The sequence below is a fragment of the Paenibacillus dendritiformis genome, assembly GCF_945605565.1.
GTDB classification, from domain to species: Bacteria; Bacillota; Bacilli; order Paenibacillales; family Paenibacillaceae; genus Paenibacillus_B; species Paenibacillus_B dendritiformis_A.
This window is the reverse complement of record NZ_OX216966.1, coordinates 2,525,109-2,537,216: the sequence shown is the minus strand read 5'-3', so window position 1 is coordinate 2,537,216 and position 12,108 is coordinate 2,525,109. Positions and strand designations below refer to the sequence as shown.

Annotated in this window: 8 protein-coding genes; 2 read left to right on the top strand and 6 right to left on the bottom strand. The window is 50.9% G+C overall.

All coding sequences use genetic code 11. The annotated features are described in order from the left end of the window. Window position 1: 1 nt before the first annotated feature. Together NNL35_RS11085 and NNL35_RS11080 are read left to right on the top strand one after the other, a co-directional pair. Window positions 2–2,248 carry a hypothetical protein gene (locus tag NNL35_RS11085; RefSeq protein WP_006676971.1) on the top strand — a complete coding sequence of 749 codons (2,247 nt, stop codon included), beginning with the start codon at window positions 2–4 and terminating at the stop codon, window positions 2,246–2,248. 175 nt (window positions 2,249–2,423) lie between these two features. Continuing rightward, complete coding sequence (locus NNL35_RS11080) at window positions 2,424–4,325, top strand: serine hydrolase domain-containing protein (RefSeq protein ID WP_254553367.1); 1,902 nt, start codon at window positions 2,424–2,426, stop codon at window positions 4,323–4,325. Window positions 4,326–4,409: 84 nt separating this feature from the next. Here the strand turns inward: NNL35_RS11080 and NNL35_RS11075 are convergent, their stop codons facing one another. From NNL35_RS11075 to NNL35_RS11050, 6 genes are all read right to left on the bottom strand, one after another. Continuing rightward, the gene (locus NNL35_RS11075; protein ID WP_006676969.1) at window positions 4,410–5,381 is read right to left on the bottom strand and encodes an ABC transporter ATP-binding protein; all 972 of its coding nucleotides are present in this window, start codon (window positions 5,379–5,381) and stop codon (window positions 4,410–4,412) included. Continuing rightward, window positions 5,378–6,361, bottom strand: a complete 984-nt coding sequence (locus NNL35_RS11070) for an ABC transporter ATP-binding protein (RefSeq protein ID WP_006676968.1) — start codon at window positions 6,359–6,361, stop codon at window positions 5,378–5,380. The genes NNL35_RS11075 and NNL35_RS11070 overlap by 4 nt, the downstream gene beginning before the upstream one ends. Before the next feature lie 10 nt (window positions 6,362–6,371). Beyond that, a complete protein-coding gene (gene opp4C, locus NNL35_RS11065) occupies window positions 6,372–7,295 on the bottom strand; it encodes an oligopeptide ABC transporter permease (protein ID WP_111154811.1) in 924 nt (307 codons plus the stop codon). Between the two features lie 15 nt (window positions 7,296–7,310). After that, complete coding sequence (locus NNL35_RS11060) at window positions 7,311–8,267, bottom strand: ABC transporter permease (RefSeq protein WP_111154810.1); 957 nt, start codon at window positions 8,265–8,267, stop codon at window positions 7,311–7,313. Between the two features lie 80 nt (window positions 8,268–8,347). Continuing rightward, window positions 8,348–10,102 carry an ABC transporter substrate-binding protein gene (locus tag NNL35_RS11055; RefSeq protein WP_254553366.1) on the bottom strand — a complete coding sequence of 585 codons (1,755 nt, stop codon included), beginning with the start codon at window positions 10,100–10,102 and terminating at the stop codon, window positions 8,348–8,350. 547 nt (window positions 10,103–10,649) lie between these two features. Beyond that, window positions 10,650–12,014 carry a polysaccharide deacetylase family protein gene (locus NNL35_RS11050; RefSeq protein ID WP_254553365.1) on the bottom strand — a complete coding sequence of 455 codons (1,365 nt, stop codon included), beginning with the start codon at window positions 12,012–12,014 and terminating at the stop codon, window positions 10,650–10,652. Window positions 12,015–12,108 lie beyond the last annotated feature (94 nt).

The following is a 12,108-nucleotide window of genomic DNA, read 5'->3' as shown; positions in this document are numbered from 1 at the left end:
TATGGAGCGGATGATAGAGAGAGCCAGGCAGTGGGCCGGCAGAGTGAAAGGGCATCGAATGAAAGTAAAGCCCTTATCGGCCGGATGGATGGGAGCATCGATCGCTCTGGGAGCCATCACGTTGTTTTTCGTGCTTTTACAAGCCAATTATATGTTGGGGGCGCGCGGTTTTTTCGATCTGGCTGCAGGCACGGCCATATCCTTGATTTTTGTCGCGCTCGTGGGCGGCATCATTGCATTGATGCTGCATCTGGTCAAGAAAATCCCAACCCGTTATTTATGGTTGTTCTTCAGTGCCTTTATGCTGCTATTTATCTGTTTTATAGGACCGATGCAAATGACGCTCGTTTTTATTCTCGGGTTAATCGTTCTGCTCTCGCTGTGGGGCGCGACTCTGTACAAGCTGCTCAAGGGCGGGTACAAATATGCAACCAGGACAAAAATGATTTCGGCACTGGTCCTGTTGATGTCGACAACCGCCGTGATCGGATTAGCCGGATATTGGACTCTCCATGACGGTGAAGCGCAGGTTCGCGGGGTCCATTTGAAAGAACTTAAGACGGCAGCCCGTTATCAGAACAAGCTGTTGGCCAATCCGGCGGAGGAAGGAACCTACAAAGTTAAAACATTAACTTATGGCAGTAAAAACAGCTACCGTACACAATTTAATCAACCCGATTCGCTTGTGACGCAACCGGTGGACGGGTCTGCTTTCGTCGAGAAGTGGTCGTCCCTGAGAACGAAAACCGTAGGCTTCGGCCCGGATGCGATGCCGTTAAACGGGCTGGTATGGTATCCCGAAGGGGATGGGCCGTTTCCGCTCGTGGTGATCGTGCACGGCAATCATCTCATGACAGAATATTCCGATCCCGGCTACGACTATCTTGGCCAACTGCTGGCCAGCCGCGGCTACATCTTCGTATCGATTGACGAGAATTTTTTGAACGCCTCGCCGTGGGATGACATGTTCATGTTCAGTGCTTTGGAGAAGGAGAATCCTGCGCGAGGTATGCTGATGCTGGAACATCTCAAGACGTGGAAGGCATGGAATCAGGACAGGACCCATCCTTTTTATCAAAAGGTCGATATGGATCATATTGCGCTGATTGGCCACTCCAGAGGCGGAGAAGCGATTACGATTGCCGCAGCTTATAACAAATTAGGCGCGCATCCGGATAACGGCAACATCACATTCGATTATAACTTTCATATTCGGTCCATTATCTCGATCGCAGGCACCGATTTGCAATATCGGCCTTCCGGCAAGCCGATGCCGGTAGACGATGTCAATTACCTGGCCTTGCAGGGATCGCATGATATGGATGTGAACAGCTTCCGCGGAGCGAGCCAGTATCATCGGACCCATTTTAGCGGCCAGGACGATTTCATGAAGGCAGCCGTATACATCTACGGGGCCAATCATGGCCAGTTCAATCGCGTCTGGAGCCGAGGCGATGGCGTTGGATTGGGGAACCAACTCTTCAATTTGAAGCAGTTGATGCCGAGGGAAGAGCAGGAAACGGCAGCCAAAGTGCTGATTTCTTCTTTTTTGGACGCCACCTTGAAAAATAAGAAGGAATATCAAGCCGTGTTCCAGGATCTCGGCTATGCCAAACAATGGCTTCCCGATACGATGTATATTAGCGACTATAACGATTCCCGGACCACGCTGATTGCTTCGTTCGATGAAGATATCGATGTACGGAGCACGACGCTTCCCGGAGGCAAGCTCATTGGCGATAATTTGCAGGAGTGGAAGGAAGAAAGAGTCAAAATGAAGTTCGGCGAGGATTTGTACAGCGCTGTCCAGGTAAGGTGGGATCGAAGCAACAATTCAAAGGCCGCTTCCTATTCGCTCGTCCTGCCCGAGAAGGGGTTAGACCTGGCAGAACATGATTCCTTCGTATTCTCGATCGCTGACAAGAGCGAAAGAAACAACGCCTCCTATCAGGAAGGCTTACTTGATTTCACGATCAAAGTGGAAGATATGAACGGGAACCAAGCCAGCCTTCCGTTAAGCCATATTGCAAAGCTGGTGCCGATGATTGAAGGCAAGCTGCTGAAAGCGCCCTTTGCCAATTCCGGTGATATCAAAGAGCCTGTCTTTCAAAATTACGGCTTTCCATTAAGCGACTTTACACAGGTTAACGCTCAGTTTAACCCGCAGCTCTTAAGCAAGGTAAGCTTTGAATTCGATAAAACCGAAGCCGGCGCGGTTCTCATTACGGACATCGGCATCAGAAAGTAAGCGGGAACAGCTAATGAAGTAAAGGAGGAGAGTTATCTTGAAAAGTGTATGTTATCGGAAAAAAATAATAGCCCTATTGGCCGGGCTGTTAATGGTTTCCTCGGTTTCGCCAAGCGTTGCCTCGGTTCAAGCATCGTCCTCAGCAGCAAGCCCAACGAGCAAGTCACAGGGCTCGATGAACGCCCAAGACGTGGAGGCATTCGCGGACGAATTTTTTGCGAGACAGGATGTCAAGGCACTAGGTGTGCCGGGAGCGGTATTTGTGGTGGTAAAAGACGGAAAGGTACTGCTGCAGAAAGGGTATGGGTATGCGAACGTAGAGAAAAAAATTCCTGTCGATCCCGAGAAAACCTTGTTCCGCATCGCATCGGTGTCCAAAGTATTTACGGCAGCGGCGGTAATGCAGCTTGTCGAACAGGGGAAAATCGAGTTAAACCGTGATGTTCAGCATTATTTGGGAGATATCAAAATGAAGAACAATACGAGTTCCCCCGTCACGATGGAGCATTTATTGACGCATACGACCGGATTCGATATCGTCGATCCCCCTGTCGGAGATTCGATATCGTATGATCTGGCTGCAGAAGTGAAGCTCGAAGATTATGTGAAAAAGTGGATGCCTGCCGTTACCCGAACACCGGGGGAAGTGTATAAATACGATAATATGGCGTCCATGCTCCAAGGCTACATCGTTCAACAGGTGGCGGGAGTGCCGTTCAATCAGTATATGAAGGAACATATTTTCAAGCCGCTCGGCATGAACGACAGCCATTTTCTGTTGACGCAGGATCTTGTCCCGCGGCTGGCTGTCGGTTACGGGCCTGACAACAAAGCAACGCCGCTTTATAATTTTGTCCCGAATGATATGCCACATGGCGGCATGTTAACGACCGGAAGCGATATGGCCAAATTTATGCTGGCTTATTTGAATAAGGGGAAATTGGGCGACCGCCGCATTCTGCAGGAAGACACCGTCAACGAGATGGGCAAGACCCATCTTGCGATTCATCCGAAGATGCCGAATATGGCATACGGTTTTGAATATGCGCTTCAGGACCACTACAACGGACAATACGTGATTGGCAAGGGCGGTGCGGCGCCTGGCGGCTTCACCTCATGGATGTGGCTGCTGCCGGAGCAAAACGCGGGCGCATTTATCGTGTACAACAAGTCTGAAAATTTGCGTGACATGATATTCAAGGCTTTTATGGATCGGTATTATCCAAAGCAAGAGAACGAGAAACAAGCCTATCTTGCGCTAACTCGAGACCAATTGAGACGGTTCGAAGGGGTCTATCGCGATGTGCGGATAAGCTACCTGATTACCCGCATTCATGCGGCCCCGGATGGGCAGCTTGTCCTTGAAAATATAATGGGCAAGCAAACGGCCAAACCCATCGATCCTCTCTTATTCGAAGATGAGCATGGCAGTAAGATTGCCTTCAAAGCAAATCCGGACGGGTCGATTGCGTATATGTACTCCAATGCCGACCCGACCGCCTGGGCAGAAAAGCTCGGCACGCCTGAACGCTTTAACGATATCGGTGATGCGCACCCTTATATAGAATATATACATGGCTTGCATCAGCTCGGCATCGTCAAGAGCAAAGCGGATGGAGCCTTCGGCCCGGAAGAGCCGTTGACCAGAGCGGAATTTGTGGAGCAGGTGATGAGATGGATCGGGATTCCTGCTTCCAAAAATGCCGCGCTGTTCAAAGATATCGACGCGCTCCCGGAAGCGGGATGGATTCAAAGCGCTGTGGAATACGGCTTTATTGCAGCGCCTGCGGATCAATTATTCAGGCCGAAGGAGAAGATAACCCGGCAGGAGGCAGCGGCCATCCTCTTCAGGGTGATGCTGTCCATGGGGGCCAAGTCGGTCGAAGGCACAACAACCGGGAAGACAGATGCCTGGGCGGATGAGGCGGTCAAATTTATTGTGGGCATGAAACTTTACGGCCCGGAGGTAACACTATTGGCCGAAGGAGCGGCAGATTATAAATCCAGGCAAGCGATGACCCGCCAAGAGGCTGCCGCACTGCTTTATTTAGCGTCGAAATGGAGCCTCGTTCCATAACCGAATAACGCAATAAAAGCGCGGAGGTTGCTTCCGCGCTTTTGCTTTCCAAGTTGGGTGTATGCCATGATGACTGGAACTTGACTACTCTACCAGATGACATGCCACATGGTGTCCGCTGGCAACTTCCCGGAATTCCGGTATGGCTTGCTTGCAAATATCCTTTGCAAACGGACAGCGGGTATGGAACTTGCATCCGGCTGGCGGGTTCGCCGGGCTTGGAATGTCGCCCTGCAGCACGATCCGCTCCGACTTGCGCGTCGGATCCGGAATCGGGATGGCCGACAGCAGCGCTTGCGTGTACGGATGCAGCGGGCGCTTGAACAGCTCGTCACGCGGAGCCAATTCAACAAGCGAGCCCAAGTACATAACGCCAATTCGGTTGCACAAATGTTCGACAACGGACAAATCATGCGAAATGAATAAATAAGTCAAGTCTTTTTGTTCCTGCAAATCGCTCAGCAGGTTAATGATTTGCGCCTGAATCGATACGTCGAGGGCAGATACCGGTTCGTCCGCCACGATGAAATCCGGATTCATGATAAGCGCGCGCGCAATTCCGATGCGCTGGCGCTGACCGCCGGAAAATTCATGCGGATAGCGATCGATATGGTAAGGAGCCAAGCCGCAAATCGTCAAAATTTCTTTGACGCGGTCGCGAATATCGCTCTTGCTTGCGAGACCGTGATCGAGCAGCGGTTCGCCAATCGCATCCCCGATCTTGATGCGGGGATTCAAGGAACTGTATGGGTCCTGGAATACAAGCTGCATTTGCGGTCTCATGCCGCGCAGTTGCTTTTTATTTAATGAATGAATATCAGTGCCTTTGAAAATGACTTTCCCTTCCGTCTTGTCCAGCAGGCGAAGAATCGTCCGTCCCGTGGTCGACTTGCCGCAGCCGGACTCGCCTACCAAGCCGAGCGCTTCCCCTTTTTGCAGGGTGAAGCTGACTCCGTCAACCGCACGCACATGTCCGACCGTCCGCGAGAAGAGACCGCCCTGGATGGGGAAATATTTTTTTAGATCTTCAACTTCAAGTAACGCTTGTTGGCTCATTGTGCTTTCCCCTCCTTCTCATACAGCCAGCATGATGCCTTATGTCCTTTCTCATAGGTCTTCAGCGTCGGCTGCTTCTCCGTGCACACCGCCATGCAATGCTCGCAACGGTCATTGAAATAGCAATTTTCGCCCAGTTCAACCGGGTTCGGAACTTGTCCAGGAATCGTATAGAGCCGTTCCCGGCGCTCATTGATAATCGGCTTCGCCTTCAGCAACCCTTGGGTATACGGATGCTTCGGATTTTGGAACAATTCGATGACCGGCGCTTCTTCAATGACTTTGCCGGCATACATGACGACAACATGATCGGCCATCTCGGCCACGACGCCGAGATCGTGGGTAATCAGCATAATCGCCGTCTTGAACTCGCTCTTAATGTTGCGCATCAGGTCGAGAATCTGCGCCTGGATCGTAACGTCCAGCGCCGTCGTCGGTTCGTCGGCGATGAGCAGCTTCGGATCGCAGGTCAAGGCCATCGCGATCATAATCCGCTGCCGCATGCCGCCGCTCAGCTCATGCGGATACGCATCGAAAATTTGCTCTGCGCGCGGAATGCCCACGAGCTCGATCAGATCGATCGCCCGCTTGCGCGCTTCCTTCTTCGTTCCGCCCCGGTGCAGCAAAATCGGCTCAACCAGCTGTTCCCCGATTTTCAATACCGGATTGAGCGACGTCATCGGTTCCTGGAAAATCATCGAGATTTCATTTCCCCGAATCTGACGCATTTCACGCTCTTTAAGCTTCAACAGGTCTTGCCCTTTATAAATAATCTCTCCGCCTTCGATTTTCCCCGGAGGCGCGACGAGACGCATCAATGACATGGCTGTGACGCTCTTGCCGCAGCCGGATTCGCCTACAACGCACAGCGTCTCGCCTTCTCTGATCGAGAAGCTGACATCATTGACCGCTTTCACGACCCCACCACTGGTATAGAAATTCGTCCGCAGATTGCGAAATTCGATCAAATTGTTTGCCATATCGTATCTCCTACCTCTTCATTTTCGGATCGAGCACGTCACGCAGGGCATCCCCGATGATGTTGATGGCAATAACCGTCAAGAAAATACATACCCCTGGCGGTATCCACAACCACGGCCGCTTCTTAAATTCTATCATATTGTTCGCTGCCGAAATCATATTTCCCCATGAAGGTGTCGGCGGAACAACCCCGAGACCCAAATAACTCAATACCGATTCATACAAGATGGAGCTGCCTACCAGCAAGGTCGCCACGACGATAATGATTGGCACCGTATTTGGCAGCAAGTGGCGGAATATTTTACGTCGGTCGCGCAGGCCAAGCACTTCGGCCGCCTGCATAAACTCTTGCTCGCGCAGCATCAAGATTTGCCCGCGTACGAGACGCGATAAGTTCGGCCACGCCATAAATCCGAGCAAAAACATGACGAGATAAATCCGCTGGTCCGGCGGAACCTTCATATCGGACAAGATCGCGCCGAGAATAATCAGCAATGGCAAGCTTGGAATCGACATCATAATGTCGGCAAGACGCATAATAACTGTATCTACCCATCCGCGATAGTAACCGGCAAGCGCGCCCATCAAGCTGCCCAGCGTCACGGAGATAGCCATGGCGACGAGGCCTACGAGCAGAGAGACCCGGCCCGCCAGCATGACGCGCAGCAGAATGTCGCGGCCCAGATTGTCCGTGCCGAGCCAATGCGCGGCATTGGGCGGCTTGTTGCCGTTCTTGATATTCATCGTCTCCAGCGAATAAGGAGACACAACCGGTCCAAGGAAGCAGATGATAAACATAAGTATAACGACGATTGCTCCCGTGACCGCGAATTTGTTTTTCAGCAGTTGTTTAAAAGCCAGCTTCCACGGGGAAGCCGGTTTGGCCTGGCGCACATTAGCTCCTTTAACGGATTCAGCTACCGTTTGAGACACAAATAACTCCCCTTTCTACTTCATCCGGACACGAGGGTCGGCGACTCTGTAAAGTAAATCTGCTAAGAAATTCCCCAGCATCGTCAGCAGAGCCAGGAACATCGTGAAGCCCATCAACAGGAAGTAGTCACGGGCACTGATTGCGTCCAAGTTAATGCGGCCGATACCAGGCCAGTTGAAGATTTTCTCCGTAATAATGGCGCCGGAGAACAATCCTGGCAATTCGATCCCAAGCAGCGTAATTGCAGGAAGCAGAGCGTTCCGCAGCGCGTGCTTGAAGATGACGGTGCGTTCTTTCAGCCCTTTGGCGCGGGCTGTCCGAATGAAGTCCTGACGGATAACGTCCAGCATGCTCGTCCGGAAATAACGGGTCAAGCTGCCGACGCTCAATGCCGTCAGCACGGCAACAGGCAACGCTAAGTGCTGCAGCAGATCCCAGAAGCGCGCGAATCCTGTCGCATTGCTGCCTGACGTGTACATCCCGCCGACCGGCGCCCATGCCAAATCGACGGCAAACACTTTGATGGCATATAACCCGACAAAGAACGACGGAAGCGACATCAGCGCAAAGACGACCAGCGTAACCATGCCGTCAAAGAAAGAATGCTGCTTGATCGCGGCAAAAACGCCGACTACAATCGCAATGGCCCAACTGAGCACAAGCACGATAGCGGCAATCAAAAAGGAGTTCCACATATAACGGTTAAGGACCGTGGTGACTGGCTGTTTGTGCTGCAATGACAATCCGAGATCACCTTTGAGCGTATTTTCAGCCCAAGTGAAATAACGTTCAACGAGCGGCTTATCCAAGCCATGGATCGCTTTGAGCTCGGCTGCGCGCTCCTTCGACAGCGTCGGGTTGGAATCGATGAAGTTCCCCGGCGCCATCGCGAAGACCGCGAACAGCAGAATCGACACGCCGATAATGGTCGGAATCAGCTGCAACAGCCGCCGCAAGGCGTATTGTTTCATAATTATTCCTCCTAGCATGAAATAAACCCGAATGCCCAGCCTGATGGCTGAGCATTCGGTATGCAGCACTTTTGAAGTCGTTATTGAATTTGGATAGTGCTCAAATCTGTCGTAAACTTGCGGTATGGCGACATATCGAAGCCTTGAATCCGCGCGTTCGTTGCCCACATGTCGCGGCGTTGATACAGGTAGATGTAAGGCAAGTCTTCATTCAGCTCTTGGTAGATTTCTTTGAAGATTGGCTTGCGCTTCTCTACGTCGACTTCGCTGCCGGACTTTTCGAACAGCTCGTCCAGCTTCGGATTCGAATATCCGATGTCGTTCTGGGAACCGCCCGTCTTGAACACATTCTCGCTCGATTGCGGATCCGGAGTCAAGGACCAAGCCAGGAACATCATGTCGAAGTCGCCTTTTTTACGTTTTTCGACAACGGCATTGAAGTCCATTTGCTCGGCGGTAAGCTCGATGCCGAGCTCTTTCCAGTTCGCTTGAGCGACCGGAATGATCGCGTCGTTGACCGGATTCGGAGAAGAAGCGGTGAACGTAATCTTGAACTTCTGTCCGTCCTTCTCGCGGATACCGTCGGCTCCTACCGTCCAGCCCGCTTCATCGAGAAGCTGCTTCGCTTTTTCCAGATTGAAATCGTACTTCGTTACTTCATCCGTGTAAGACCAGGAGTCCTTCGATTGCGGAATGTCGATAACCTCCGCATAGCCTTGGTATACCGCGTCTACGATTTGCTGGCGATCCAGGCCGTAAGCCAATGCCTGGCGAACGCGCTTGTCTTTGAACATTTCTTTGTTATGGTTGAAGGCGATATAGCCGTAACCGTTCGTGCGGAACAGGTTGATGTCCAGGAAGCCCAGCTCCTGCAGCTGTTCTACTTGGTCTTTCGATACGGTAACCATGTCCATATCGGTTTCACCGGTTTGCAGCAACTGCACGTTCGTCTCATCCGTAGTAAATTTGTAGATCAGGTGCGGAATCTTCGGCGCGCCGAGATGGAAGTTCTCGTTCGCGGACAATACCGCTTCCTGTCCCGGAACGAACTTGTCCAGCTTGTAAGCGCCGTTGCCGAGCGGCTTCGTGAACAAGTCTTTCATATAAGACAGGTCGCCTTGCTTGTAGTCCTTGCCATAATATGCCTTGGACATGATGCGTGTGTCACCGATAGCGCCCAGCGCGAGCGCGCGCGGCTTCAGCGTAGTGACTTCGATTGTTTTCGGATCGATGACCTTGATGCCCTCGATGGAAGTCGCTTTGCCGTCTTTGTATTCTTGGCCGCCCTTGATCGCTGCGTCTTTGATGATGTCGCTTGGTCCGTCGTAAGACTTGTCATGCAGCAGGGTCAATGTAAATGCCACGTCTTCCGCCGTCAATGCGGAACCGTCGCTGAACTTCAAGCCGTCCTTCAGCTTGAATGTGTAAGTAAGCTTATCGTCGGAGATGGTGTAATCCTCCGCCAAGTCTGTGGAATAAGTACCGTCTTTGTTAATTTGAAGCAAGCCGTTGAACAAAGATTCTGTCACGAATACATCGTATGCAGATTCAGCAAAGATCGGATTGAAGATACCGCTAGGTGCCGTGATACCAATGATAGCCGTATCTGTCCGGTTTGTAGCCGTTGCTGGAGAATTGCTCTTGTCCGTTGCCGGAATCAAGCCGTCAGAGACCAACTCGCCGTCTGTACCGTTATCTGCGCCGCCATTGTTGGATGACTCTTGATTAGCTTGTCCTGCGGAATCGCCGTTGCCGCTATCGCTTCCGCCGCAAGCGGACAGCACGAGCGTCAAGGACAGGAGCAGGCACATGATGATGCTGAATCTTTTCTTCACAACATTCTCCCCCTGATGTTCAATTTCTGATGTTTTTTGTAACCTTTGTAACTTGAAGTAGTTATAAAGTTGTATAGGATAAAAAAATCATCGCGATGAGTAAAAAACGTTCGTTAACGCTTTATAGAACATTGGTCAAATAAGTTTGCGAAAAACCCCCATTTCATAAGCAGGAAACGAATATTTTTTCATAATACTACTTTATAATTTCGGTTTTGTAAATCCCTTTATGCTTTTTAATTTGAAAGTTTGTGGTTTTATGACGATAACTTTTTTTTATCAACTGTAGTAGAAAAGTCCGGGAAAAGCACGGTTTTCTGAATGGCGAATACGGAGGATAGTCGCATTTTTCGTCAAAATGTCCATGATATAAGAGACAAAATTTCCGAAAATCCACCACTGGTGTGCATTTGCATGTTCTTTCACTTTTTTGCATAAACCTCGCATTCCCCGGGGCAAAAAAAGAAATAAAAAAAGCAGCCCCATTATTGTTATGTAATTCCAATAAACTGGGGCGGCATTGTTGCTATCTTATTTTTAAAAAAATTTACAAATAGTGCGTCGCTTTTTCCATTCCTTTATCTAAGATGATCATCGGCTGCGGCTCCATCACCGGCTTGCGTGATTTGCCATAGCGGGTAAGCAGTGTCTGGACGGACATGACCATCACTTTGGGAACCATCTGTTCCGAGTGTTCTCTCAGTCTCATCTTCCCTTGAGGATGAATGACGCTCATCAGCAGGCGCAAATATCGGCGCGTACACCAGGAAAATAGGCCTCGCGGCAATTCCCGCACGGTGAACCCGAATTGCTCCGGCCCCCGATGGATCATGCTTACGCCGTACAACGCCTTCACGTTCGCCTTCAGCTCCGGATGATCCATAATATAATCCGCAAGCTCCGGCAGCGATTTCTCTACGGCGCGTATCATCTGTATTGCAAGCTGGACGGGCGACCGCGAACGCCGGCCAATCTCGTACAGCCGCTTGTTATCGAAATGAAGCTCCAGTATCTCATCGTCCCGCTTCAATTCGATGCCGTCATCCAATTGAAGCGTCTGCCCATGATACGGGCGGACCCGGAAATGAAACACGGGATCTTGCCGATTGGTCGTCTGGAGGCCATAGAGCACATGGAACGCCTTCTCATATAGAAGCCAGCCGCTAATAATGCTGCGCTTCAACCAGGAAGGTTTGCTGATCTTCTCCTTCTCGGTCTCCTTGATCAGCTCATCTACGCGAACGCAGGACAGCTCGCGCTCCGCCGCTTCCTTCAAAAACCGTTCCAATGCCCTCAGCATGATGCCCGGAGCTTCCTCGTCGGCGCCAAGCGTATGGCCACAGTCATGCAGGAGCAGAACCTCTCCGCCCCGGCACCGCTTCATCATGCGCCGGAACAGCCGTTCCTCGCCGACCTTCTTCCGCCAATCGTTGAACATGCCGGACCAGAGAATAATTTGAAGATGACCGAGATTGCCATAATCAAATAAATTAACAATCCCCCACGGAGGACGATAATAGTGTGAGCGTTGTCCGGTAGCGGACATAATAATATCCGACGTTTTGCGAATTTGTTGTTTCACCGTTTTCGGACGCATCAGCCAGTTGGATTTATGGACGTAGTTGTGGATGCCGATCAAATGCCCCTCATCGCTCATTCGCTTCAGCAATTCGGGGTGCTTCTCCGCATGGATGCCAACGACAAAGAAGGTTGCCTTGGCGTTGTATTTCTTCAATAGATCCAGCAGCTGCGGCGTATATTCCGGATCTGGCCCGTCATCGAACGTCAGCGCCAGCTTCGAATCCGATCTGCCTTTTTGGAACACGCGGAAACCGAATAATCGGCTGATGATACCTGGTAGAAACGCATAAAACGTCAGGATGTAAAAGCACCATAATAAAATGATTTCCATCCTAATTTCCCCGTTTCATTCTTATATCTATACCCCTGCGAGGCGATAAGTTTATTGTAACATATCATGAAAGAATAGGCACTGGAATTCATTT

Coding starts and splice junctions, on each gene's coding strand:
- NNL35_RS11060 (WP_111154810.1), bottom strand. CDS start 8,267: ATGAAACAATACGCCTTGCGGCGGCTGTTGCAGCTGATTCCGACCATT.
- NNL35_RS11085 (WP_006676971.1), top strand. CDS start 2: ATGGAGCGGATGATAGAGAGAGCCAGGCAGTGGGCCGGCAGAGTGAAA.
- NNL35_RS11075 (WP_006676969.1), bottom strand. CDS start 5,381: ATGAGCCAACAAGCGTTACTTGAAGTTGAAGATCTAAAAAAATATTTC.
- NNL35_RS11050 (WP_254553365.1), bottom strand. CDS start 12,014: ATGGAAATCATTTTATTATGGTGCTTTTACATCCTGACGTTTTATGCG.
- NNL35_RS11080 (WP_254553367.1), top strand. CDS start 2,424: ATGAACGCCCAAGACGTGGAGGCATTCGCGGACGAATTTTTTGCGAGA.
- NNL35_RS11070 (WP_006676968.1), bottom strand. CDS start 6,361: ATGGCAAACAATTTGATCGAATTTCGCAATCTGCGGACGAATTTCTAT.